The sequence below is a fragment of the Prauserella flavalba genome, from assembly GCF_003202235.1.
In the GTDB taxonomy this organism is placed as follows: Bacteria; Actinomycetota; Actinomycetes; order Mycobacteriales; family Pseudonocardiaceae; genus Prauserella_A; species Prauserella_A flavalba.
Genome location: NZ_MASU01000005.1, coordinates 435,737 through 458,851 on the forward strand (window position 1 = coordinate 435,737; position 23,115 = coordinate 458,851).

A 23,115-nucleotide genomic window follows, 5' to 3' on the forward strand; every position below is an offset into this window, starting at 1 on the left:
GGAGGCTCCTCAGTCGGCGCGGTCGAGGACGGACTCCTCGCCGGGATCGGGCTCAGGCCAGCCAGGATATTCCGGGGGAGTGCCGCCGAACGACGGGCACAGCGCCTGGTGCGAGCACCAGCCGCACAGCTTGCTCGGATTGGGCCGGAAGTCACCGGTCTTTCCCGCCCGCAGGATCGCCTGCCAGATCGCCTCCAGGGTGCGTTCGAAGCGGACCAGCTCGCCCTCGTCTGGCGTGTAGGCCAGTGCCTGCCCGTCGCTGAGGTACATGAGCTTGAGCTGCCGGGGGACGATGCCGCGCAGCCGCCACAGCACGACCGCGTAGAACTTCATCTGGAACATCGCCTTCGCCTCGCCGATCTCGCGGGGCGCGGCGCCGGTCTTGTAGTCGACGACCCGGATCTCGCCGGTGGGCGCGACGTCGAGCCGGTCGATGTAGCCGCGCAGCACGACGCCGGAGCTCAGCTCCGTCTCGACGTGCAGCTCGCACGCCTCGGGGTCGAGCCGGTTGGGGTCCTCGAGTCCGAAGTAGCCGTCGAGCAGTTTCGCCGCGCCACCGAGCCAGGTGCTCATGGCCTGTTCGGCGTCACCGTCCTCATCGGAGAACAGCTCCGTCCACTCCGGACATTCCGCGAGCAGCTCCCGCCACGTGGGCTCCAGCATCGCCACGGCCCGCTCGGGCACCCGCTCGCCCTGCGGCAGCGCGAACAACCGCTCCAGCACGGAGTGCACGAGCGTGCCCCGCACCTGTGCCTTGGTCGGCACCTCGGGCAGCCGGTCGACGGCGCGGAACCGGTAGAGCAGGGGGCATTGCTTGAAGTCGCTCGCCCTGGACGGGGACAGCGCGGGTCGGCGGACCGCGCCGGAACGCGGCGGGTCCTCGGTCGCGGTGACGGTGGCCGTGGTGGTGGTGCCCTCTGCCATGCCCCGGAGCGTAGCGGCACGGTACGACAACTCCCGGTAGCGCGAGCGGGCGTGGGCCGAATCGCACGTGGGACGCGCGCCACGCGCGGGGCGAGGAGGTAACGAACACCCCACACCCGACGTTCTACCCTCGCCTGGTGGACGCGACGAGCCAGTACAGCCGGGGCGGGCCCCGGCGCGCGCCCTCGGCGTCCCCGCCGGAAGGTGGCCTGCTGCTCTTCCGCGTCGACGGTGTGCCCGTGCTGCTCGCGCCGTCCTGGTGGATCGGCTCCCTCATCATCGTCGTGCTCTACACGCCGCTGGTCAGCAGGCTGCTGCCGGGCGCGAGCACACTGACGTCCTGGCTGCTCGCCGCCGCGTTCGCCGTGCTGCTCGGCCTCTCGGTGCTGGCGCACGAGCTCGGCCACTGTGTCGTGGCGCTGCGGCTCGGCATCCCCGTGCGCAGGCTGCGGCTGTTCCTGCTCGGCGGCCTGTCCGAGGTCGCCCGCACCCCGAGACGGCCGGGCCAGGAGGGACTCGTCGCCGCCGCGGGCCCCGTCGTGTCGATCCTGCTCGCGGCCCTGTGCGGGCTGCTGCTGCTCGCGGTGCCGCCGGGCGGCCCGATCTGGCTGCTCGTGGCCCAGTGCGCCGTCGCGAACCTGGCCGTCGGGCTGTTCAACCTCCTTCCAGGGCTGCCGCTCGACGGCGGCAGGCTGCTGCGGGCAGGCGTCTGGGCGCTCACCGGTGCCCGCGCGAAGGGCACCAGGGCCGCGGTGTTCGGCGGCGGGCTGGTGTCGGTCGGGCTGCTGGTGTGGGCGTTGTGGGGCCTCGCCGTCGGCAGTGACGACCGCTGGCTGCGGCTCGGCGTCTGCGTGGTGACCGCGTGGTTCGTGGCGCTTGGGGCGTCGAGTGAGTTCGCGGCCGAGGGCAGGCGCGGCTGGCCCGACGGCCTCGAGGTCGGCGACCTGATGCGCCCCGTGCTGCAGCTGCCCGCGGAGAGCCCGGTGTCCGCCGCGCTGTCCGCCTCGGCAGGCCGCGGCGTGGTGCTCGTGCGGGCCGACGGGGTCGCGGCCGGACTGCTCGACGAGGCGACGGCGGAACGGCTCGCCGCGGAGTCCCCGCAGGCGCCTGCCGAACTCGCGGCCGAGCCGATCAGGGCGGAGACCGTGCTGCTGCTCTCCGAGCCCGGCGACGACATCGCGGAACGGGTCCGCGAGGTGGCGACGTGGCAGTTCCTCGTCGTCGACGACGACGGCAGGCCCGCCGGGGTGCTGCACCGCGACGACGTGCGCGCGGCCCTGTCCGGGCACCGGAAGCCGACCCGCTGACGCGGCTACCGGCGTGCCCTGCGACGATCAACCGCTGTCTCGATGAGCAGGGTGATCACGTCTGAACTGGAGGTTCGGTGTCAGCAGGGCCGTTTCGCGCCGGTGACCGGGTGCAGTTGACCGACCCGAAGGGCCGGCACTACACGCTCGTTCTGGCCGAGGGGGGCGAGTACCACACCCATCGCGGCGCGCTGGCGCACGACGACGTGATCGGCAAGCCGGAGGGTTCGGTGATCACGTCGGCGGGCGGGACGACCTACCTGGCGCTGCGGCCGCTGCTGCCCGACTACGTGCTGTCGATGCCGCGCGGCGCCCAGGTGATCTACCCCAAGGACGCGGCGCAGATCCTGATGTGGGGCGACATCTTCCCCGGCGCGCGGGTGCTGGAGGCCGGCGCGGGTTCCGGGGCGCTGACGTGCTCGCTGCTGCGGGCCGTGGGCCCGCAGGGGAGCGTGACATCGTACGAGGTGCGCGAGGACCACGCCGAGCACGCGGTGCGCAACGTGGAGAAGTTCTTCGGTGAGCGCCCGCCGAACTGGGAGCTGCGGCTCGGCGACGTCGCCGGGCACACCGGCGAGGTCGACCGGGTGGTGCTCGACATGCTCTCGCCGTGGGACGTGCTGCCCGCCGTGGCCGGCGCGCTGGTGCCGGGCGGGGTGCTGGTGGTCTACGTGGCGACGACGACACAGCTGTCGGCGGTCACCGAGGCGCTGCGTGAGCAGCAGTGCTGGACCGAGCCGGAGTCGTGGGAGACGCTCATGCGCCCGTGGCACGTGGTGGGGCTCGCCGTGCGGCCCGAGCACCGCATGGTGGCGCACACGGCGTTCCTGCTCACCACACGCAGGCTCGCCGAAGGCGTGACACCGCCCGTGCGCAGGCGCCGGCCGAGCCGGGGCTGAGACGCGAACGGGGCGTGCCCCGCGGAAGGTGTTCCGCCGGGCACGCCCCGTGCCGTCACGTCCGGTGTGTGCGGGTCAGCCCGCCATGCACCAGGTGCCGTCCTCCTTGGAGGCGGGCAGGGTCTCGTCCTGGCTCTGGCCCTGGAACGAGATGGTCACCGGGATGTCGGCCGAGTCGCCGGTGATCTCCGGGTCGCCGTTCAGCGAGTACTCGACACCGTCGGGCAGCTGGTCGAAGTCGTCCGTGCTGACCGCGTCGGGGTTGCAGGAGATCTCCTTGGCGAGCGCGCCGTCCTTGTTGTTCAGCGCCTCGAGCGCCTGGTCGGCGAGCTCCTGGACCGCGGCCGTGTCGTCGCTGGAGGAACCGGAGTCGCCGTCGTCAGACGACTCCGACGTCTCGCTGGAGTCGCCGCCGCTGTCGCCGCCTGCGCCGGGAACCTGCGGGGCGTTGGACTGCTGGTTGCCCCCGTTGTTGTTGCCGCCCTCGGCGTTCTGCTCGTCGTCACCTCCGGAGAGGACGAGGATCAGCGCGACGACGCCGCCGATCACGGCGACCGCGGCGATGGAGAGACCGACGATCAGGCCGGTCTTCTTCTTGGGCGGTTCACCGCCGGGGCCGCCCGGGAAGCCGGGCGGTTGCTGGCCGTACGGCCCGGGTTGGCCAAATTGTTGTGTTCCCCCAGGGCCACCGAACCCGCCCTGCTGGGGCACGGGTCCACTGGGTGGGAACGGCCCGCCCTGCGGGGGCTGCTGCCCCCACGGACCCGGCTGCCCGTAAGGCCCGGGTTGTCCCGGTCCCCCGGGCGGTTGCGGCGGATAGGTCATGTGGCCCCCTTAGTGGTCACTTGCTGCGGAAATCCCTGGTCCACGCCGTGGATGTGGGTTAGATCGTAGCCACGGCCCGCGCGGTTCCATCCGAGTCCGGCGAGACGGTCTCATTTGTCCGGTTCATGGTCATCTCACGCTGTGCGACCGGGTGAGGCCGGCGGCGGAAATCGGGCTGCTGAGCGGATCGGAGTCGGTTCGGGCGTCAGTGGGTAGCCCGTCGCAGCCGCGCGACGCGCCGATCCTGTGATGCGGTTAGGGCTTTTCATGTCGGTGATCGCCGGTACCGTGGGAAGAAATGCATTCCGAGGAGGTGCCGAAATGCAACACGACCTTCCCGGAGGTCGGCATGAGGAGGCCGACCCTTCAGAAACACATGGAGCTGGAGCCGCGGGCAACCCGACCAGCGAGCAGATGCGGCAGATCCGCTTCCTGGAGGAGGAAGTAGCCCTGCTTCGCCGGAAGCTCACGGACTCGCCGAGGCAGAACCGCGTCCTCGAACAAAGGCTCGCCGAGGCGACCGAGCGAGTGAGCCAGCTCACGGAGCGGAACAACAAGCTCGTTGAGACGCTGCGTGAGGCGCGGAGCCAGCTCCTGGCTTTGCGGGAGGAGGTCGACCGGCTCGCCCAGCCACCGAGCGGGTACGGCGTCTTCGTGGAGGCCTTCGAGGACAACACGGTGGACGTCTACACGGCGGGCAGGCGGATGCGGGTGTCCGTGTCGCCCGCGGTGGAGGTCGAGTCCTTGCAGCGCGGGCAGAGTGTCCGCCTCAACGAGGCGCTCACCGTGGTCGAGGGCGGCAGCTTCGAGCGCACGGGCGAGGTCTGCGCCCTGCGCGAGGTGCTGCTTCCGGAGACCGAGGGCGGCAGCTCGCGGGCACTGGTCGTCGGGCACGCCGACGAGGAGCGGGTGGTCTGGCTGGCGGACCCGCTGGCCGAGCAGACGCTCAAGCCCGGTGACTCGCTGCTCGTCGACTCCAAGGCGGGCTACGCGTACGAGCGCGTGCCGAAGGCCGAGGTCGAGGACCTGGTGCTCGAAGAGGTTCCCGACGTCCGCTACGAGGACATCGGCGGGCTCTTCCGGCAGATCGAGCAGATCCGCGACGCGGTGGAACTGCCGTTCCTGCACTCGGACCTCTACCTCGAGTACCAGCTGCGGCCGCCGAAGGGCGTGCTGCTCTACGGCCCTCCTGGCTGCGGGAAGACGCTCATCGCCAAGGCGGTGGCCAACTCGCTGGCGAAGAAGGTGGCCGAGGCGCGCGGCGGCGGCGACGCGGACGACGCCAAGTCCTACTTCCTCAACATCAAGGGCCCCGAGCTGCTCAACAAGTTCGTCGGGGAGACCGAGCGGCACATCCGCATGATCTTCCAGCGGGCCAGGGAGAAGGCTTCCGACGGCACCCCCGTGATCGTGTTCTTCGACGAGATGGAGTCGATCTTCCGCACCCGTGGCAGCGGAGTGTCCTCCGACGTGGAGACCACCATCGTTCCGCAGCTGCTGTCGGAGATCGACGGCGTCGAGGGACTCGAGAACGTCATCGTGATCGGCGCCTCCAACCGCGAGGACATGATCGACCCGGCGATCCTGCGTCCCGGCAGGCTCGACGTGAAGATCAAGATCGAGCGGCCGGACGCGGAGGGCGCGAAGGACATCTTCTCGAAGTACCTCACCGCGGAGCTGCCGATCCACGCCGACGATCTCCTGGAGTTCGGCGGCGACCGGCAGGCCACGATCGACGCGATGATCCAGCACACCGTCGAGCGGATGTACGAGGAGACCGACGAGAACCGGTTCCTGGAGGTCACCTACGCCAACGGGGACAAGGAAGTGCTCTACTTCCGCGACTTCAACTCCGGCGCCATGATCCAGAACATCGTGGACCGGGCGAAGAAGTCGGCGATCAAGTCGGTGCTGGAGACGCAGCAGCCCGGCCTGCGCGTGCAGCATCTGCTGGACGCGATCGTCGACGAGTTCGCGGAGAACGAGGACCTCCCGAACACCACGAACCCGGACGACTGGGCCAGGATCTCCGGCAAGAAGGGCGAGCGGATCGTCTACATCCGCACGCTCGTCACCGGCAAGAACCAGGAGTCCGGCCGGGTGATCGACACCGCGACCAACACCGGCCAGTACCTCTAAGGCCGCCGGCCACTGTCCCCCAAGGCCACCTTTGTTGCGTTCAACGCAACAAAGGTGGCCTTGGGGGCGTTTCGGTGCCCGGCGACTCGTATAACGGCCTATACGCTGGCGGCATGGACGAGCTTCGGGAGGGCCGGCTCCGCGCGCCGGTCACGGCGGCGGACCTGCTCGGCTGGCTGGAGGAGGCCGCCGCGGCCGTGCGCGCGGGCGAGGTCGACGCGGACGAGCTGATCGCGGTGCTGGGGGAGTTGCGGCAGGCCTCGACGGCGTGCGCCAACGCCTCCGACTGGGCCTTGCTCGCCGCCAGGGAGGCGGGGGCGAGCCTGCGGCAGATCGCGCCCGTGTTCGGCAAGGGCTATGTGCGGGCGCCGGCGGCGAGGCTGGAGAAGCTGCACCGCGAGGTCCTCTCGGCGGACCAGTTCCTCGAGCTGATGCGCCGCCGCCAGGCCGGGCAGTAGTCGTATAACGACCTATACGGCACGGCTTTGACGGGCCCGCTCGCGCCGTACCGCCGCAAACTACGGTGACACCCGTGAAGAACGACGCACGGATCGCCGTCGGCCTCGCCGCGCTGGGCAGGCCCGCCTACATCAACCTCGGCAGGGCGGAAGAACTGCCGGAAGAGCGCGACGTCGCCGTGATGCGCGCGGGAACCGGCGCCGTGCTCGACCGCGCCTACGCCGCCGGTGTGCGCCGCGTGGACGTCGCGCGCTCGTACGGCCGCGCCGAGGAGTTCCTCGCCGCGTGGCTCGCCGAGCGGGGACACGACGACGTCGTGGTGTCGAGCAAGTGGGGCTACGCCTACGTCGGCGGCTGGCGGCTCGACGCGGCCGTGCACGAGGAGAAAGAGCATTCGCTGGCCCGGTTCACCGAGCAGTGGGCGCAGACGCGGGAGTTGCTGGACGGGCGGGTCTCGCTCTACCAGGTGCACTCGCTGACCGCGGACAGCCCGCTGTTCACCGACGAGCCGCTGCTCGGCGCACTGGCCGAACTGGCCGACTCCGGTGTGCGCGTGGGCTTCTCGACGTCGGGCCCCGCCCAGGCGGAGACGATCAGGCGGGCACTGGAGCTGCGCGTCGCGGGCCGGCCGGTGTTCACGGCCGTGCAGTCGACCTGGAACGTCCTGGAGACCTCGGCGGGCCTCGCACTCGCCGAAGCCCACGCCGACGGCGTGCTGGTGCAGCTCAAGGAGACGCTCGCCAACGGAAGGCTGGCCGTCTCGCCGCCGCCCGCGCTGGGGGCGCTCGCGGCCGCGCGGGACGTGCCCGCCGACGCCGTGGCGCTCGCGGCGGCGTTCGCGCAGCCGTGGGCCGACGTCGTGCTGGTGGGACCGGCCAGTGTGGGCCAGCTCGACGCCAACCTCGCGGGTGCGCGGCTGGACCTCGGCGACGACGAGCTCGCCGCACTCGCCGAGCTGCGGGAGGACCCCGTCGAGTACTGGGCCCACCGATCATCGCTGCCGTGGCGGTGACTACTGTCATGGCCCGGTTCGGGGGTCAGCCTGAGGGGACGAGGACAGGGTGCGACGAGCACGGGTAGCGGTCGCCGTAACGGCGCTCGCGGCTGCGGGCCTGGCCGGCTGCGCCGACCGGCCGAACGACCTGGACACCTACTACGACGAGCCCGAGACGGCCACCGGATCGCCGACGGCCTCATCGCCACCGCCGTCCGCGCCGCCGCCGGAGCCGGCCGCGGACCCGGCCGCGCTCGCCGCCGCAGTCGACGGTGCCGTGCTGACCGGCGAGGACGTGGTGGCGGAAGGAGTGGAACCGGTCGCGCCGCCCGCCGTCGCGGAGGGCTGTCTCGCCGAGATCCCGCTCGGGCTCGTCGACATCGAGCGCAGGGACACCCGCTGGGCGTACCCGACCGGCTCGACGCTCGACCAGCTCGTCACCGCGTACGCGGACCGGCCCGCCGCCGAGATCCTGACCTCGCGGGTGCGGTGCGCCGGCGACGAGCTGGAGGTGCCGCTCGAGATCGCCGTCGACGCGCACGCGGCGTGGTGTGCCGAGGGCACGTGCACGGTGCTGCTGGCGGGCGGGAACGTGCTCTCCGGCGTGCAGGTCACGGCCGCCGACGGGGCACGGGCGGCCGCCGCGGTGCAACGGCTCGCGCCCGCCGCCGCGGCGAAGCTCGCTCAGCCGTAACGGCGAAACCACTCGAGCACGCCGAGCCTGCCGTCCGGGATGAGCGGGCCGTCGGGGTCCTCGGCCCACTTCCGCAGTTCCGGCAACGGCAGCCACCGGCCGCCGACGATCTCCTCCGGCTGGTGGACGATCGGCCCGCCCCAGCGGACCTCGAACGCGAAGTTGTGGCACCGGATCGGCGGCTGCTCGAACACGTGCGTGAACAGGGGGACCGGCGACACGCCCGAGATGCCGAGCTCCTCGGCCAGCTCCCGGACGGCGCATTCCGCAGGAGTCTCGCCGTGCGCGACCACGCCGCCTGCCCAGCAGTCGTGGTAGGAGGGGAAGACGTCCTTGTCGGGGGAGCGCTGGTGCACGTACACGTCCTCGCCGTTCGGTGAGCGCACGAGCACCACGCCGGCCGCGTGCCAGAGCCCGCGCGCCCGCATCTCGGCCCTCGTCGCGCTGCCCGCCGGCCTGCCGCGTGCGTCGTAGATCGCAACCAGCTCGTCACCGCCCACCGGGGGATCGTCGCATGGAGCACCGTAGGCTGGACGCATGCGCCGGATCATGGGAACCGAGGTGGAGTACGGGATCGCGGTGCCGGGTGACGCGACCGCGAATCCGGTGCTGACCTCCACCCAAGTCGTACTGGCCTACGCCGCCGCCGCGGACATCCCGAGGGCGCGCCGCGCCCGCTGGGACTACGAGGTGGAGTCTCCGCTGCGCGACGCGCGCGGCTTCGATCTCGCCGGGCCCGGTCAGCAGGGGCATGACCCCGACGTCGAGGACCTCGGGGCCGCCAACGTCATCCTGACCAACGGCGCGCGGCTGTATGTGGACCACGCCCACCCCGAGTACTCCGCGCCCGAGGTGACCAACGCCCGCGACGCCGTGATCTGGGACAAGGCGGGGGAGCGGGTGATGGAGGAGGCGGCGATGCGCGCCGCGACCGTCCCCGGCCAGCCGCAGCTGCAGCTCTACAAGAACAACGTCGACGGCAAGGGCGCGAGCTACGGCACGCACGAGAACTACCTGATGGCGCGCTCGACGCCGTTCACGGCCGTGATCGCGGGCCTGACGCCGTTCTTCGTGTCCCGGCAGGTGGTCACCGGTTCCGGGCGCGTCGGCATCGGGCCGCAGGGCGAGGAGGCCGGTTTCCAGCTCTCGCAGCGCGCCGACTACATCGAGGTCGAGGTCGGCCTGGAGACCACGCTCAAGCGCGGCATCATCAACACCCGCGACGAGCCGCACGCCGACGCGGACAAGTACCGCAGGCTGCACGTCATCATCGGTGACGCCAACCTGGCCGAGTACTCGACGTTCCTCAAGCTGGGCACCGCGGCGCTGGTGATCGACATGATCGAGTCGGGCATCCGGTTCGACGACCTCAAGCTCGATGAGCCGGTGCGCGCGGTACACCAGATCAGCCACGACCCGACGCTGAAGACCAAGGTCGAGCTGGCCAACGGGCGCAAGTACACCGGCCTCGACATCCAGTTCGCCTACCACGAGATGGTGGCGGAGCACCTGGAGCGCGAGGGCGCCGACGAGCAGTCGAAGGAGGTCCTGCGCGTCTGGGGCGAGGTGCTCGACGCGCTGGCCCGCGACCCCGCCGAGTGCGCCGACCGGCTGGACTGGCCTGCCAAGCTGCGCCTGCTGGAGGCCTACCGCGAGCGCGACCAGCTGGGCTGGGCGGCGCCGCGGCTGCACCTCGTGGACCTGCAGTACTCGGACGTGCGCCTCGACAAGGGCCTCTACAACCGGCTCGTCACGCGCGGCTCGATGAAACGCCTGGTCAGCGAGGACGAGGTGCAGGCGGCGATCACCACCCCGCCGTCCGACACGCGGGCCTACTTCCGCGGCCGCACGCTCGAGAAGTACGCGACCTCGATCGCGGCCGCGTCGTGGGACTCGGTGATCTTCGACGTGGGCAAGGAGTCGCTGGTCAGGATCCCCACCCTGGAGCCGCTGCGGGGCACGAAGGCCCACGTCGGCAAGCTGCTCGACGAGGCCGCGACGGCCGAGGAACTGGTCGAGGCGCTGACCGCTTCCGACTGAGTCCCCGGCCGGCGGTGAAGATCACCGGACGGTCAACGAACGCACCGAATGTCGGTGGCTCTGGGTAGGCTAAGAGGCAACGGCCACACCGGGAGGCGAGTATGGCTCAGGAAAAGGTTGAGAAGCACGGCGGCGGGGACTCCGACGACGACGTGGACGGCGGTGCCCCGGCCGGTCAGGAACGCCGCGAGAAGCTCGGCGAGGACGTCGACACGATCCTGGACGAGATCGACGACGTGCTGGAGGAGAACGCCGAGGACTTCGTGCGTGCCTACGTGCAAAAGGGCGGGCAGTAGGCGGCGCCGGTCGGCCGAGCGCCATCCCATAAGCTTGCTGATCGCATTTCAGTCCCCGCCCCCTTCGTCGATGGGAACTACGAGCACGCATGGAACACACTCCGCGCACCTCGGGCTTCGCCCTGCCCTCCGCCTACCTGTCGTCGACGACGTCGTCCTTCACCGACTTCCTCCGGGCCCAGGCTCCTGAGCTGCTGCCCAGCAAGCGACCTGAGGGTTCGTTCGCGCCCGGCAGCGCGCTCGAGCCGCCGCACGGCACGACGATCGTGGCCTCCACCTTCAACGGCGGCGTGCTGATCGCGGGCGACCGCAGGGCCACCAGCGGCAACATGATCGCCACGCGCGACCTCGAGAAGGTCCACATCACCGACGAGTACTCGGCCGTCGGTATCGCGGGCACCGCGGGCATCGCGCTGGAGCTGGTGCGGCTCTACACGGTGGAGCTCGCCCACTACGAAAAGATCGAGGGCGTCTCGCTGTCGCTGGACGGCAAGACCAACAAGCTGGCCAACATGGTCAAGGGCAACCTCGACGTCGCGATGGCGGGCCTCGCGGTGCTCCCGCTGTTCGTCGGCTACGACATCGAGTCCACGGACCCCAAGCGCGCGGGCCGGATCGTGTCCTACGACGTCACGGGCGGCCGGTACGAGGAGAACGCCGGCTACCACGCGATCGGCTCCGGCTCGCTGTTCGCCAAGTCGGCGCTCAAGAAGCTGTACGACCCCGACGCCGACGCCGACACCGCCGTGCGTGCCGCCATCGAGGCGCTCTACGACGCCGCCGACGACGACACGGCGACCGGCGGGCCGGACCTCGTGCGCAAGATCTACCCCACGGTCGTCACCATCACCGCCGAGCACGGTGCCGTCGCGGTGCCGAGCGAGGAGACCTCGGCCATCGCGGCGTCCGTGGTCGAGGACCGCGCCGAGCAGCCCGGCCGGTACCGCAGCTAGCGGCCGAGACCGGCGACCAACCACAGCAGGACCACGAAGAGAGCGGAGCCAACGCAGTGACGATGCCGCTGTACGCCTCACCCGAGCAGTTGATGCGCGAGCGTTCCGAGCTGGCGCGCAAGGGCATCGCCCGGGGACGGAGCGTCGTCGTGCTCAAGTACCGGGGCGGTGTGCTGTTCGTGGCGGAGAACCCTTCGCCCACGCTGCACAAGGTGTCCGAGATCTACGACCGCATCGGGTTCGCCGCCGTGGGGCGCTACAGCGAGTTCGAGAGCCTGCGCCGAGGCGGGATCCGGCACGTGGACCTGCAGGGCTACCAGTACGACCGGCGGGACGTGAGCGCGAGGGCGCTGGCGAACGTGTACGCGCAGACGCTGAGCACGATCTTCACCGAGCAGCTCAAGCCGTTCGAGGTGGAGATCTGTGTGGCGCAGGTCGGTGCCGACACCGACGAGGACGAGCTGTACCGGCTGACCTACGACGGCTCGATCTTCGACGAGCCGAGGTTCGTGGTGATGGGCGGCCAGACCGACGCCATCAGCTCGAAACTGAAGGACACCTTCGAGGACGGGATGGACCTGAAGGCCGCGCTGCGGGTCGCGTCCGAGGCGTTCCGGTCCAACGCCACCAACGGCAACGGCGAGGGTGAGCCGAGCAAGCTCGAGGTCGCCGTGCTCGACCGCGAGCGGCCCGGCCGCAAGTTCCGTCGGTTCACCGGTGCCGCGCTCGACGCGCTGCTGCCGGGCAAGACCGAACCGGCCGGTGCGGCGGAGCCGAAGCCGGAGGAGTCCTCGAACGGCTCCGAGGGTTCGGCCGAGTAGCGGCGGGCTACAGCCGGTAGATCGTCAGTGCGCTCGGCCGCGAACGGAAGCGGAACACGCGGCCGAGCGGGCCGACCTCGCCGTCGGTGGCGACTCGCCGGTTGCCGTCGAGGATCTCGACGTCCAATGACGGCAGGTCGTACTGCCGGTACACGTGGCTCGCGTTGAGCGTGTTGGTCACGGCCGCGAGCACGAACCGTGCGCGTGAGTAGGGCACGTCCGCGCGCAGGTAGCGCACGTCGAGCAGGCCGGTGTCGAGCGCGGGCCTGCGGGACGGCCAGAATCCCTTGGGCGCGTAGGTCCCGTTGCCCACGAAGACCATCCACACGAGCGCGGGCTTGCCGTTGAGCCGGACCCGCAGTGGTCTGGCCGTGCGCAGCGTGCGGATCATCGCGATCACCGCGGACGGCCATTTCGGGTGCCGCTGCTGGATCTTCTCGCGCAGCCGCACCATCTCCGGGTAGCCGCCGAGGCTCGCGGTGTTGACGAACCAGCGCCGGTGCGCTCCGGAGCCGCCGTCGATCTCCACTTCGCCGAGGTCGACACCGACCGCGGCGCCCGCCTCCGTGGCGGCGTCGGCGTCGGGCATCGAGCGGACGCCGACGTCGCGGGCGAAGTGGTTGAGCGTGCCCGCGGGGATCAGGGCCAGCGGCAGGCCGGTGTCGGCGGCGATCGAGGCCACCGCCGCCACGGTGCCGTCCCCGCCCGCGACCCCGAGCGCCCGCACCGTCCCGTTCCGCCGTGCGATCTCGGTGGTCAGCTGCATGCGGATGTCGACGCCGGGGTCCGGGTAGAGCAGGGTCGCCTTGGGCCACGCGAACCGGACCTCGTCGGTCGGGTCCTCCTCGGCGTTGCCGGAGCCGGGGTTGACCACGGCGAGCATGTCCTCGCCGTCGCGCATCACGGGCGCGTCGGCGCGGTGGGCGGTGTGGCCGGGCGTGTCGGGATGCACGGGCCACCAGTGCTGGGTGCCGATCGCGGAGGCCACGCCGATGAGCGCGCCGACCCCGACGTCGGTGGGCCAGTGCACGCCCGTGTGGACGCGGGAGTAGGCCACGGCGGCGCCGAGCGGGGCGAGCGCGAGCCCGGCGGCGGGGGACTCCATCGCGACGGCGGTGACGAACGCCGTCGCGGACGCGGCGTGCCCGGACGGGAAGGACGACGACGTCGGGCGTTTCTCCAGGCGGCGGTGTTCGGGCACGGCCTCGGCGGCGGGGCGCCTGCGGGGGAACAGGGGCTTGCCGATGAGGTTGGCGCTCGCGCTGGCGCCCGCGATCGCGGCGACGCCACGCAGGGCGCCGCGGCGGGTCGCGCCCTTACGCGCGGTGAGGACGAGCGCGACGGCCCACCACAGCCTGCCCTTGTTCGCCGAGCGGGACAGCGACGTCAGCAGGCCGTCCGCGGGCGTGCGGGGCAGCGCGGCGCTGCGCGCCATGAGGCGGCGGTCGGTGGCGCTGACCTGGCGCAGCCGCGATTTGAGTGCGTCCAACACGGTGTCCCAAGGTACCGACACCGTCTCGGCGGCCGATTCGTTCACCGTCCCGCGGCCGTTAGCGCCTACCCTTGAAGGATGCAGCGGCGGATCTTTGGGATCGAAACCGAGTTCGGGGTCACCTGCACGTTCCACGGGCAGCGCAGGCTCTCCCCCGACGAAGTGGCGCGGTACCTCTTCCGGCGGGTCGTGTCGTGGGGACGGTCCTCGAACGTCTTCCTGTCCAACGGCTCCCGGCTCTACCTCGACGTGGGCTCCCACCCCGAGTACGCGACCGCGGAATGCGACGACCTGACCCAGCTGGTCACGCACGACAAGGCGGGCGAGCGAATCCTGGAGGACCTGCTCGTCGACGCCGAGCGGCGGCTCGCCGACGAGGGCATCGGTGGCGACATCTTCCTGTTCAAGAACAACACCGACTCGGCGGGCAATTCCTACGGCTGCCACGAGAACTACCTGGTGACACGCGCGGGCGAGTTCTCCCGGATCGCCGACGTGCTGCTGCCGTTCCTCGTGACCCGTCAGCTGATCTGCGGGGCCGGGAAGGTGCTGCAGACGCCCAGGGGCGCCGTGTACTGCCTGTCGCAGCGCGCGGAGCACATCTGGGAGGGCGTCTCCAGCGCGACGACGCGGTCCCGGCCGATCATCAACACCCGCGACGAGCCGCACGCCGACGCGGAGCGCTACCGCAGGCTGCACGTGATCGTGGGCGACTCGAACATGGCCGAGCCGACGACGCTTTTGAAGGTCGGCTCCGCGAACCTGGTGCTGGAGATGATCGAACACGGCGTGCAGTTCCGGGACTTCACGCTCGACAACCCGATCCGCGCGATCCGCGAGATCAGCCACGACCTGAGCGGGCGGCGCCAGGTGCGGCTGGCCGGCGGGCGCGAGGCATCCGCGCTGGAGATCCAGCGCGAGTACCACGCGCGGGCGGCCCAGCACGTGGAGGCCAACGGGTCGGGTCCGACGGCGCAGCGCGTGGTCGAGCTGTGGGGCCGCGCGCTGGACGCGGTGGAGCAGCAGGACTTCTCCAAGATCGACACCGAGATCGACTGGGCGATCAAGCACCGGCTGGTGGAGCGCTACCGCGCTAAGCACAACCTCGACCTCTCCGACCCGAGGGTGGCGCAGCTGGACCTCGCCTACCACGACATCCGGCGCGGCCGGGGTGTGTTCGATCTGTTGCAGCGCAAGGGCCTCGTGCGTCGGGTGACCGACGACGGCGAGATCGAGCTCGCCAAGGACACGCCGCCGCAGACCACGCGGGCGAAGCTGCGGGGCGACTTCATCGCCGCCGCCCAGCAGGCTGGCCGCGACTTCACGGTCGACTGGGTGCACCTGAAGCTCAACGACCAGGCGCAGCGGACCGTGCTGTGCAAGGACCCGTTCCGCTCGGTCGACGAGCGCGTGGAGCGGCTGATCAACTCGCTGTAGCGGCGGGGGTGAGCCGGTACCGGCTCTACCCCCGCCTACCGGTGATCAGGCGCTGACGCGCGTCCGTCCGTGCCGTGCCGCCGGTGCCTCGCTGACGCCGAGGCGCTCGTGGAGCCTGCGCAGCGGCGCGGGCGCCCACCACGCCTTGTCGCCGAGCAGGCGCAGCCCCACCGGGACGAGCAGGCCCCGGATGATCGTCGCGTCGATGAGGATGGCCAGCCCGCTGCCGAGTCCGAACATCTGGATGAAGCTGACACCGCTGGTGCCGAAGGCGAAGAAGCTCACCGCCAGCAGCACGGCGGCCATCGACACGATGCGGCCGGTGCGCGACAGCCCGTCGACCACGGCCTCGCGGTTGCCCAGCCCGCGGTCGTGGGCCTCCTTGATGCGGCTGAGGACGAACACCTCGTAGTCCATCGAGAGCCCGAACGCGATGCAGAAGAGCAGCATCAGCATGCTCGTGTCCAGCGGCAGCGGGGTGAAGCCCAGCAGCCAGGACAGCGCGCCGTCCTGGAAGATCAGCACCATCACGCCCAGCGTCGCCGACAGCCCGAGGACGTTGAACACGAGCGCGCGCAGCGGCTGCAGGACGCTGCCGGTGAACAGGAACAGCAGCACGAACGTGGTGAGCGCGATCAGGCCGAGCGCGAGCGGGAGCCGGTCGGTGATCGAGCCGGTGGAGTCGAGCAGCACGGCCGCGTCGCCGCCGACGAGGGCCTGCACGCCTGGCGGTGCCGGCAGGGCACGGACGTCCTCGACCACGCGCTGGGCGGACTCGGAGCGGGACTCCTCCTCGGTGACCACGGCGTAGCGCTGGCCCTGAGCGCTGGGGACGACGTCGGCGACGCCCGGCACGGCGGCGAGGCGCTGCGTGTACGCGGCGGTGTCGGCCTCGCCGACGGGTCCCGTGGTGACGATCTGGATGGCGCGGCTGGCGTCGCCGGGGAACTCGTCGCGCAGCGCGTCGCCGGCGATCCGGCTGGATGCCGTGGTGGGCAGCACGCGGTCGTCCGGGGTCCCGAAGTCGACGCGGAGCAGGGGAGCGGCGGCGAGCACGAGCACCAGCACGGCGGGTGCGCCCACGAGCCACGGCCTGCGCCCCGCGGTCCGCGCGACGCGGCCCCAGAACGAGGACACGGTGGTGGGAGCGGACTTGCGCCACGGCAGCCTGCCGGCGTTGACGCGCGGGCCGAGCACGGCGAGCAGCGCCGGCAGCACGAACAGCGCCGCGAGCATGGCGATCAGCACCACGCCGATGCCCGCGTAGGCGAAGGAGCGCAGGAAGTACTGCGGGAACAGCAGCAGGGCCGACAGGGCGACGGCGACGGTGACGGCGCCGAAGGTGATGGTCCGGCCCGCGGTCTCGACGGTCCGGATCACGGCGTCGCGCGTGCCGGCGCCGGTGGCGAGCTGCTCGCGGAACCGGCTGACCATGAGCAGCGCGTAGTCGATCGCGAGGCCGAGCCCGAGGCCGGTGGTGAGGTTGACGGCGAAGACCGACACGTCGGTGAGCGACCCGAGGACGGACAGTTCGGCGAAGGTGCCGAGGATCGCGATGCCGCCGATCGCCAGCGGCAGCAGCGCGGCCACGACGCTGCCGAACACGAGTACGAGCAGCACCAGGATCACGGGCACGGCGATGGACTCGGCCACGAGCAGGTCCCGGCCCACCTGTTCGTTGACGTCCTGGCCGACGGCGGCGCGGCCGCCGAGGTCGACGGTGATCGCCCCGGTGCCGCCGGTGTAGGAGGCGGCGATCTCGTCGACGGGGGCGTCCTCGTCGGCGAGGTGGGCTGCGATGAGGGCCTGCGTGCCGTCGTCCGAGCGCAGCGCGGGCACGCCGGTCTGGAAGTAGGACGTGACGCCGGTGAAGGTCGGGTCGGCGGCGAGGCGGGTGGTCAGGTCCGTGCCTGCCCGGTGCGCGGCGGGGTCGTCGACGGTTCCGGTGCCGGCCGTGACGAGGAAGACGAGGTCGGCGGAGCCGCCGTGGCGGGTGTCGATGAGGTCGGCGGCCCTCGTGGACTCGGCCGCGGGGTCGGTGAAGCCCTCCGCCTGCAGCTTGCCGAACGCCGTGAAGCCCAGCGCTCCGGCTCCCGCGAGCACGAGCAGGGTCACGGCGAGTACCGCACGTGCGTGATCGGCGGCGAACCGTCCGATGCGAGCGAACATGGTGAGCTCCGAGGAAGGAGAGTGATCAATGTTGACGGCAGTAAACTTTGTGGGCGTTAACTTGCCACGGATGTGTACGGGTGTCAACATTGAGCTGTGAGTTCCTCAGCGCCCGTTCGAGCCGCCTATCACCACGGAGATCTCCGCAACGCGCTCATCGAGGCCGCGGCTAGGCTGGCGGCCGAGGGAGGCCCCGGGGCGGTGACCATCAGGGCCGCCGCGCGTGCGGTGGGCGTGACCCCGACCGCGGCCTACCGGCACTTCGCCGGGCACGAGCAACTGCTGGACGCGGCCAAGGACGAGGCGATGGTCCGCATGAACGACTCGATGCTCACGGAGCTCGCGCAGCGCACCCCCTCGCCGGACCGGATCGCCGCCGCGCTCGGCAACCTCGCCGCGATCGCGCGCGGCTACCTCAACTTCGCGCTCGCCCAGCCCGGGCTCTTCCGCACGGCGTTCTGCGCCGTAGGGCACGTGCTGCCGCCGCCGGATCAGCAGGCCGAGTACAGCCCGTTCCGCACGCTCGTCGCGGCGCTCGACGACCTCGTCGCCGCCGGGTACCTGCCACCGGAGCGCAGGCCGATGGCGGAGTTCGGGGCGTGGTCGATGGCCCACGGCCTCGCGATGCTCCTGCTCGACGGGCCGCTACGCGAGCTGGACGCGCAGGCCAGGGAGGAGATCGTGGTGCGCTCCCTGGTCATCTTCGCGGAGGGCCTCGGCGGCGGAGGGCTCTCCGGCGAGCTGCGGGCCGTCGTCGTGGCCGCCGCGCGGGAGTGAAAGTTCCGTTCGCGCGACATGCCCGGCACACGGCCGGACCTCACGATCGGCGCGAACGACGCGAGCTAGGGTTGTCAAGGTGTCCACCGCCCGCGCCGAGCGCCTGGTCAACCTGGTGCTCGCTCTGCTGTCCACCCGGCAGTTCCTGACCGCCGAGCGGATTCGCGGGATCGTGCCCGGATACGCCGACGCGGCGACCGACGAGGCGTTCTCGCGGATGTTCGAGCGGGACAAGACCGAGCTGCGCGAGCTGGGCATCCCGCTGGAGACCGGCCGCAACTCCGTCTTCGACCCCATCGAGGGCTACCGCATCGCGCGCAGGGACTACGAACTGGGGGAGATCGAGCTGGCCCCCGACGAGGCCACGGCCGTCGCGCTCGCCGCGCGCCTCTGGGACTCCCCTGAGCTGACCGGGCAGGCCCACGGCGCGCTGGTGAAACTGCGTGCCGCCGGGGTCGAGGTCGACGAGCATGCCGCTCCGGTCGTGGAGCCGCGCGTGCACACCGAGCCCGCGTTCGCGCCGCTGCTCGCGGCCGTGCAGCGTGGCCAGGTGGTGCGCTTCGACTACCGGCGCTCCGACTCGCCGGAACGCCGCGTGCGCACCCTCGAACCGTGGGGCGTCGTCTCGTGGCGGGCCCGCTGGTACGTCGTCGGCCACGACCGCGACCGCGACGCGCCCCGCTGCTTCCGGCTCTCCCGCATCACCGGCGAGGTGCGCACCGTCGGCAAGCCCGGCGTCGTCAGTCGCCCTCCCGACGTCAACCTGCTCGAGTTCGTGGCCGGCACGTCCACCAGGCAGGACCCGGCGCCCACGACGAGCGCGCGGCTGTGGCTGGCCAAGGGCAGGGCCGCGGGCATCCGGCGGCACGCACGGGTCGTCGGCTCCCTCACCGTCGGCGACGCCGAGGGTGACGTCGCGGAGGTCGACCTGCACTACCCGGAGAGCGCGGCGGACTGGATCGCCGGGCACGGCCCCGACGTGCTCGTGCTGGAGCCCGACGTACTGGCCAAGGCGGTGCGCCACCGCCTGGAGCGCGTGCTGCTGGGGGCGGACGCATGAGCGGCTCCACCGAGCGGATGCCGAGGCTGCTCGCGCTCGTGCCCTACCTGCTGGCGCGGCCGGGCATCAAGATCGAGCAGGCCGCGCAGGACTTCGATGTCAGCGCCAAGCAGCTGCGCAAGGATCTCGAACTGCTGTGGATGTGCGGGCTGCCCGGCTACGGACCCGGCGACCTGATCGACCTCTCCTTCGACGGCGACACGGTGTCGGTCACCTTCGACGCGGGCATGCGCAGGCCGCTGCGCCTCACCGGTGGTGAGGCGAGCGCGCTGGTGATCGCGCTGCGCGCGCTCGGCGAGACCCCCGGGGTGGTCGACACCGACGCCGTGCGCAGGGCGATCGCCAAGATCGAGGCGGCGGCAGGTGACGCGCAACCCGCCGGCGTCGTGGTGGGCATGGGCGTGCGGGAGCGGGAGGCGACCGCGCGCACCCGCGAGGTCGTGCGCGAGGCGCTGCAGGCTGGCCGCGCGCTGCGGATGCGCTACTACACGGCATCCAAGGACGAGGTGAGCGACCGCACCGTCGACCCGATGCGGCTGCTCATCGTGCAGGCCAACAGCTACCTGGAGGCGTGGTGCCGCAGGGCGGGCGCCGTGCGGCTGTTCCGGCTGGACCGCGTGGACGAGCTGGAGGTCCTCGAGGAGCCTGCCGACCCGCCAGCCGAGGCCGAGCCGCGCGAGGTGTCCGCCGGCGTGTTCGCGCCGCACGACGACTACCCCGAGGCCGTGCTGGTGCTGGAGCCCGACGCGCGCTGGATCGCCGAGTACTACCCGTGCGAGGAGCTCGCGGAGCTCGCCGGCGGCCGGCTGCGGGTGCGGATGCGCTATGGCGACGAGTCCTGGATGGTGCGGCTCGTGCTGGGCAGGGGAGAGGGCGTCCACGTCGAGGGGCCGGAGTCGCTGGCGCAAGCTGTTCGACAGCGGGCCGCCGACGCGCTGGCCCGGGCGCGTCACCTTCCGGTTACCTACGGCCAGTAGGGTGACGGCGTGTTCTACGTGCTGAGCGGCGCCCTGGTCGCGCTCGGAATCCTGGTGCTCGGCATCGTCGCCGTCCGGCTGATCGGAGCCTTGCGCCGCTACAGCCGGACCGCGAGCATGGTTACGGCGAGTACCCAGGACCAGGCCGGCCTCGTGCGGGCGCGGGCGGCCGCCGTCCGCGTCGCGCTCGCGCAGCGGCGCGAATCCTCGCTCACACACAACGAAAAAGCCAGTACGATCGATCCTGAACGAGTTAAGGGAGGCCACTGATGGGTGCACTGCAGCCGTGGCACTTGATCATTTTGGTCCTTGTGGTGGTTTTGCTGTTCGGCGCCAAGCGGCTCCCGGACGCGGCCAGGTCGATCGGCAAGTCCATGAAGATCTTCAAGGCCGAGACCAAGGACATGCGCGAGTCCGGCGACTCGGACACCACCACCGCCACCGCCGAGGTCGAGACCAGGCAGCTGCCCTCCTCCTCGGCTACCGCCGCCGCCCAGGAAAAGGACCAGCAGCTCGCTGACCTGCAGCGGCAGCTCGACGAGCTGAAGAAGCAGCAGCCCAACGCCACCGCCGATCAGGCGCCGAAGAACGCCGGCTGAACTGATCGACTGACGAGAACGGAAGCTCTCCGTGGCGGACTCCTCCGACAAGCGCGAAGGCCGCCAGAGCAGGCGGCGGACCCGGAGCCGTCGGCACAACCCCGACGGCACGATGACGCTCATCGAGCACATCTACGAGTTCCGCCGCCGCCTCGGCTACGCGTTGCTGGCCATCGTGGCCGGCGGCATCCTCGGGTTCCTCTGGTTCAGCAACAAGATCGGACCCATTCCGTCGCTCGGCGACATCGTCACGGGCCCCTACTGCGCCATCCCGCCCGAACAGCGCTACCCGAGAACCGGCGAGTGCCAGCTGCTCCAGACCGTGCCCTTCGAGGCGTTCATGATCCAGCTGCGGGTCGGCCTCACGGCGGGTGCGGTCCTGTTCTCGCCGGTGTGGCTGTACCAGCTGTGGGCGTTCATCGCGCCGGGCCTGTACTCGAAGGAGCGCAAGTACGCGCTGACCTTCGTGGGCTTCGCGAGCGTGCTGTTCGCGGGCGGCGCGGTGCTGGCCTACCTGATGGTGCCGCACGCGCTCGAGCTGCTGACCACCTTCGGCGGCGGCGAGTTCGCCACCTGGTTCACCGGTGACCGCTACATCTCGTTCGTGCTGTCGCTGCTGCTCATCTTCGGCGTGAGCTTCGAGCTGCCACTGCTGATCGTGATGCTCAACCGGGTCGGCGTGGCGCGCTACGAACTGCTCAAGAAGTGGCGGCGCGGGATCATCTTCCTGCTGTTCGTGTTCGCCGCGTTCGTGACGCCTGCCGACCCGTTCTCGATGATCGCGCTCGCCGGTGCGCTGACCCTGCTCTTCGAGTTCGCGCTGCAGCTGACCCGCCTGCACGACCGCAAGCTGGAGCGCCAGCGTGGTGAGGAGGGCTGGGACAAGCTCGCCGACGACGAGGCCGCGCCGTTCGACTACACCCCGAGCACGATCGACGACGAGCCCGCGAAGCCGACCAAGGCGGCCAGCACGGACGACGTCACCTAGCGGCGCGATGGGACTGCATGCGGCGCTGGCCGTGCATCCCGGCTCCGGACAGGGCGCGGCGGCCCGCATCGCGGGTACCGTCGCCGCCCGGCTGAGGGACCACGTCGACCGGCTCGACCTCCTCGCGGCCGATACGCCTGCGCAGTCGCGGGCGCTGCTGGACCGCTCCCACGCCGACGGGCTCGACGCGCTCGTCGTGCTCGGCGGAGACGGTGCCGCCCACCAGGCCGTCCAGTTCTGCGCGGGCACCGGTGTCGCGCTCGGGCTCGTGCCGTCCGGAACCGGCAACGATCTGGCCCGCGCACTGGGCGTGCCGTCCGACGTGCCCGCCGCCGTGGACGCCGTGATCGCGGCGCTGCGCCAGCGGCGGCGCCGCCGCATCGACCTCGGCAGGGTGGGCGACACGTGGTTCGGCACCGTGCTGTGCGCCGGGTTCGACGCGGCCGTCAACGAGCGGGCCAACCGGATGCGCTGGCCGCGCGGCCCTCGCCGCTACGACCTGGCGATCCTCGCCGAGCTCGCGGCGTTCCGCAGCAGCCGTGTCGTGGTGCGCACCGACCGCGACGAGCTCGAGCTGCCCGCCGTGCTGGCCGCGATCGGCAACACCGGCTTCTACGGCGGCGGGGTGCCGATCTGCCCTGACGCCGACCCCGGCGACGGGCTGTTCGACGTCACCGTCGTGGGCAACGCGGGCCGTCGCGAGCTGGTGCACATGCTGCCGGGGCTGCGCACCGGCAGGCACGTCACGCATCCCGCCGTCACCACCCTGCGGGCACGCGAGGTGACGCTGTCGGGCAACGACTGGCCCGTCTACGCCGACGGCGAGCCGCTCGGCCGCGTGCCGGTGTCCGTCACGTGCGTTCCCGGGGCACTCGCTGTTCTCGGCTGAGCGCCGACCACCTCAGCCGCTCCCGCTGCGCCTTCGGCATCCCCGCGACCACCAGGTCGTAGGAGTCCTCGATGAGGTCGCGCACGAGCTCGTCCGGCACCGATCCGTCCAGCACCACGGTGTTCCAGTGCCGCTTGTTGAGGTGGTAACCGGGCGTGATCGCGGGGTGCGTCGCGCGCAGCTGCAGCGCAAGCTCCGGCTCGCACTTGAGGCTCACCCGCAGCGGCGCCGCGTCCAGCCTGCTGATCGCGAAAATCTTGCCGGCCACCTTGAAGACGCTGTTCGACTCGTCGAACGGGAACTCCTCGCGCGCGCCGGTGAACGCCAGACACGTCGCCTTCAGCTCCTGCGGAGTCACGCCACCCAGCGTAGATGC

At 71.4% G+C, this 23,115-nt stretch carries 24 protein-coding genes; 18 read left to right on the forward strand and 6 right to left on the reverse strand.

Annotation, left to right across the window (positions count from 1 at the left end; translation table 11 throughout):
- Positions 1–9: 9 nt before the first annotated feature.
- Entirely contained in the window at positions 10–924 is a 915-nt protein-coding gene (locus tag BA062_RS09405) for a RecB family exonuclease (RefSeq protein WP_110335675.1), read from the reverse strand.
- A gap of 209 nt (positions 925–1,133) precedes the next feature.
- Here BA062_RS09405 and BA062_RS09410 point away from each other — a divergent pair, with 209 nt between their 5' ends.
- Both BA062_RS09410 and BA062_RS09415 read left to right on the forward strand, forming a co-directional pair.
- On the forward strand, positions 1,134–2,231 hold the full coding sequence (locus tag BA062_RS09410) for a site-2 protease family protein (RefSeq protein WP_168213989.1): 1,098 nt from the start codon (positions 1,134–1,136) through the stop codon (positions 2,229–2,231).
- 77 nt (positions 2,232–2,308) lie between these two features.
- Positions 2,309–3,130, forward strand: coding sequence for a tRNA (adenine-N1)-methyltransferase (locus BA062_RS09415; protein WP_110335677.1), 822 nt, complete (start codon positions 2,309–2,311; stop codon positions 3,128–3,130).
- A 75-nt stretch (positions 3,131–3,205) separates the two neighbouring features.
- On the opposite strand, the gene BA062_RS09420 is transcribed toward BA062_RS09415, so the two are convergent.
- The gene (locus tag BA062_RS09420; protein ID WP_146240017.1) at positions 3,206–3,955 is read right to left on the reverse strand and encodes a hypothetical protein; all 750 of its coding nucleotides are present in this window, start codon (positions 3,953–3,955) and stop codon (positions 3,206–3,208) included.
- Between the two features lie 321 nt (positions 3,956–4,276).
- Between BA062_RS09420 and arc the strand changes: the two genes are divergently transcribed.
- From arc to BA062_RS09440, 4 genes are all read left to right on the forward strand, one after another.
- Positions 4,277–6,094, forward strand: a complete 1,818-nt coding sequence (arc, locus tag BA062_RS09425) for a proteasome ATPase (protein ID WP_110335679.1) — start codon at positions 4,277–4,279, stop codon at positions 6,092–6,094.
- A 113-nt stretch (positions 6,095–6,207) separates the two neighbouring features.
- Positions 6,208–6,552, forward strand: a complete 345-nt coding sequence (locus tag BA062_RS09430; protein ID WP_110335680.1) for a hypothetical protein — start codon at positions 6,208–6,210, stop codon at positions 6,550–6,552.
- Between the two features lie 74 nt (positions 6,553–6,626).
- Positions 6,627–7,565 carry an aldo/keto reductase gene (locus tag BA062_RS09435; protein WP_110335681.1) on the forward strand — a complete coding sequence of 313 codons (939 nt, stop codon included), beginning with the start codon at positions 6,627–6,629 and terminating at the stop codon, positions 7,563–7,565.
- A 49-nt stretch (positions 7,566–7,614) separates the two neighbouring features.
- The gene (locus tag BA062_RS09440) at positions 7,615–8,241 is read left to right on the forward strand and encodes a hypothetical protein (protein ID WP_110335682.1); all 627 of its coding nucleotides are present in this window, start codon (positions 7,615–7,617) and stop codon (positions 8,239–8,241) included.
- Here the strand turns inward: BA062_RS09440 and BA062_RS09445 are convergent.
- Positions 8,232–8,741 (reverse strand): NUDIX domain-containing protein, encoded by a 510-nt coding sequence (locus BA062_RS09445; protein ID WP_245959744.1) that lies wholly within the window; start codon positions 8,739–8,741, stop codon positions 8,232–8,234. The two genes, BA062_RS09440 and BA062_RS09445, sit on opposite strands and share 10 nt — an antisense overlap.
- Positions 8,742–8,778: 37 nt before the next feature.
- Between BA062_RS09445 and dop the strand changes: the two genes are divergently transcribed.
- From dop to prcA, 4 genes are all read left to right on the forward strand, one after another.
- On the forward strand, positions 8,779–10,281 hold the full coding sequence (gene dop, locus BA062_RS09450; RefSeq protein WP_110335684.1) for a depupylase/deamidase Dop: 1,503 nt from the start codon (positions 8,779–8,781) through the stop codon (positions 10,279–10,281).
- 101 nt (positions 10,282–10,382) lie between these two features.
- The gene (locus BA062_RS09455; protein ID WP_110335685.1) at positions 10,383–10,577 is read left to right on the forward strand and encodes a ubiquitin-like protein Pup; all 195 of its coding nucleotides are present in this window, start codon (positions 10,383–10,385) and stop codon (positions 10,575–10,577) included.
- Positions 10,578–10,666: 89 nt separating this feature from the next.
- Entirely contained in the window at positions 10,667–11,530 is an 864-nt protein-coding gene (gene prcB / locus BA062_RS09460) for a proteasome subunit beta (RefSeq protein WP_110335686.1), read from the forward strand.
- A gap of 56 nt (positions 11,531–11,586) precedes the next feature.
- On the forward strand, positions 11,587–12,351 hold the full coding sequence (gene prcA / locus BA062_RS09465) for a proteasome subunit alpha (protein ID WP_110335687.1): 765 nt from the start codon (positions 11,587–11,589) through the stop codon (positions 12,349–12,351).
- A gap of 7 nt (positions 12,352–12,358) precedes the next feature.
- Here prcA and BA062_RS09470 read toward each other — a convergent pair whose 3' ends face one another.
- Positions 12,359–13,786, reverse strand: a complete 1,428-nt coding sequence (locus BA062_RS09470; RefSeq protein ID WP_110337150.1) for a bifunctional phosphatase PAP2/diacylglycerol kinase family protein — start codon at positions 13,784–13,786, stop codon at positions 12,359–12,361.
- Between the two features lie 135 nt (positions 13,787–13,921).
- On the opposite strand from BA062_RS09470, the gene pafA reads away from it, so the two are divergent.
- A complete protein-coding gene (gene pafA, locus BA062_RS09475) occupies positions 13,922–15,280 on the forward strand; it encodes a Pup--protein ligase (RefSeq protein WP_110335688.1) in 1,359 nt (452 codons plus the stop codon).
- A gap of 45 nt (positions 15,281–15,325) precedes the next feature.
- Here the strand turns inward: pafA and BA062_RS09480 are convergent, their stop codons facing one another.
- Positions 15,326–17,449, reverse strand: a complete 2,124-nt coding sequence (locus BA062_RS09480) for an MMPL family transporter (RefSeq protein WP_110335689.1) — start codon at positions 17,447–17,449, stop codon at positions 15,326–15,328.
- A gap of 96 nt (positions 17,450–17,545) precedes the next feature.
- Here BA062_RS09480 and BA062_RS09485 point away from each other — a divergent pair, with 96 nt between their 5' ends.
- From BA062_RS09485 to BA062_RS09515, 7 genes are all read left to right on the forward strand, one after another.
- On the forward strand, positions 17,546–18,226 hold the full coding sequence (locus BA062_RS09485; protein ID WP_110335690.1) for a TetR/AcrR family transcriptional regulator: 681 nt from the start codon (positions 17,546–17,548) through the stop codon (positions 18,224–18,226).
- 79 nt (positions 18,227–18,305) lie between these two features.
- On the forward strand, positions 18,306–19,286 hold the full coding sequence (locus tag BA062_RS09490; protein ID WP_110335691.1) for a helix-turn-helix transcriptional regulator: 981 nt from the start codon (positions 18,306–18,308) through the stop codon (positions 19,284–19,286).
- Positions 19,283–20,263 (forward strand): helix-turn-helix transcriptional regulator, encoded by a 981-nt coding sequence (locus BA062_RS09495; protein ID WP_110335692.1) that lies wholly within the window; start codon positions 19,283–19,285, stop codon positions 20,261–20,263. The genes BA062_RS09490 and BA062_RS09495 overlap by 4 nt, the downstream gene beginning before the upstream one ends.
- A gap of 9 nt (positions 20,264–20,272) precedes the next feature.
- Entirely contained in the window at positions 20,273–20,533 is a 261-nt protein-coding gene (locus tag BA062_RS09500) for a bacteriophage holin (protein ID WP_110335693.1), read from the forward strand.
- The gene (gene tatA, locus BA062_RS09505; RefSeq protein ID WP_110335694.1) at positions 20,533–20,862 is read left to right on the forward strand and encodes a Sec-independent protein translocase subunit TatA; all 330 of its coding nucleotides are present in this window, start codon (positions 20,533–20,535) and stop codon (positions 20,860–20,862) included. The genes BA062_RS09500 and tatA overlap by 1 nt, the downstream gene beginning before the upstream one ends.
- Before the next feature lie 31 nt (positions 20,863–20,893).
- The gene (tatC, locus tag BA062_RS09510; RefSeq protein WP_110335695.1) at positions 20,894–21,850 is read left to right on the forward strand and encodes a twin-arginine translocase subunit TatC; all 957 of its coding nucleotides are present in this window, start codon (positions 20,894–20,896) and stop codon (positions 21,848–21,850) included.
- A 7-nt stretch (positions 21,851–21,857) separates the two neighbouring features.
- Complete coding sequence (locus BA062_RS09515; protein ID WP_110335696.1) at positions 21,858–22,739, forward strand: diacylglycerol/lipid kinase family protein; 882 nt, start codon at positions 21,858–21,860, stop codon at positions 22,737–22,739.
- Here BA062_RS09515 and BA062_RS09520 read toward each other — a convergent pair.
- Positions 22,702–23,097 (reverse strand): MmcQ/YjbR family DNA-binding protein, encoded by a 396-nt coding sequence (locus BA062_RS09520; RefSeq protein WP_110335697.1) that lies wholly within the window; start codon positions 23,095–23,097, stop codon positions 22,702–22,704. The genes BA062_RS09515 and BA062_RS09520 overlap by 38 nt on opposite strands.
- Between the last annotated feature and the right edge of the window lie 18 nt (positions 23,098–23,115).

Coding starts and splice junctions, on each gene's coding strand:
- BA062_RS09405 (WP_110335675.1), bottom strand. CDS start 924: ATGGCAGAGGGCACCACCACCACGGCCACCGTCACCGCGACCGAGGAC.
- BA062_RS09420 (WP_146240017.1), bottom strand. CDS start 3,955: ATGACCTATCCGCCGCAACCGCCCGGGGGACCGGGACAACCCGGGCCT.
- arc (WP_110335679.1), top strand. CDS start 4,277: ATGCAACACGACCTTCCCGGAGGTCGGCATGAGGAGGCCGACCCTTCA.
- BA062_RS09430 (WP_110335680.1), top strand. CDS start 6,208: ATGGACGAGCTTCGGGAGGGCCGGCTCCGCGCGCCGGTCACGGCGGCG.
- dop (WP_110335684.1), top strand. CDS start 8,779: ATGCGCCGGATCATGGGAACCGAGGTGGAGTACGGGATCGCGGTGCCG.
- BA062_RS09455 (WP_110335685.1), top strand. CDS start 10,383: ATGGCTCAGGAAAAGGTTGAGAAGCACGGCGGCGGGGACTCCGACGAC.
- prcB (WP_110335686.1), top strand. CDS start 10,667: ATGGAACACACTCCGCGCACCTCGGGCTTCGCCCTGCCCTCCGCCTAC.
- BA062_RS09470 (WP_110337150.1), bottom strand. CDS start 13,786: ATGGCGCGCAGCGCCGCGCTGCCCCGCACGCCCGCGGACGGCCTGCTG.
- pafA (WP_110335688.1), top strand. CDS start 13,922: ATGCAGCGGCGGATCTTTGGGATCGAAACCGAGTTCGGGGTCACCTGC.
- BA062_RS09480 (WP_110335689.1), bottom strand. CDS start 17,449: ATGTTCGCTCGCATCGGACGGTTCGCCGCCGATCACGCACGTGCGGTA.
- BA062_RS09495 (WP_110335692.1), top strand. CDS start 19,283: ATGAGCGGCTCCACCGAGCGGATGCCGAGGCTGCTCGCGCTCGTGCCC.
- tatA (WP_110335694.1), top strand. CDS start 20,533: ATGGGTGCACTGCAGCCGTGGCACTTGATCATTTTGGTCCTTGTGGTG.
- BA062_RS09515 (WP_110335696.1), top strand. CDS start 21,858: ATGGGACTGCATGCGGCGCTGGCCGTGCATCCCGGCTCCGGACAGGGC.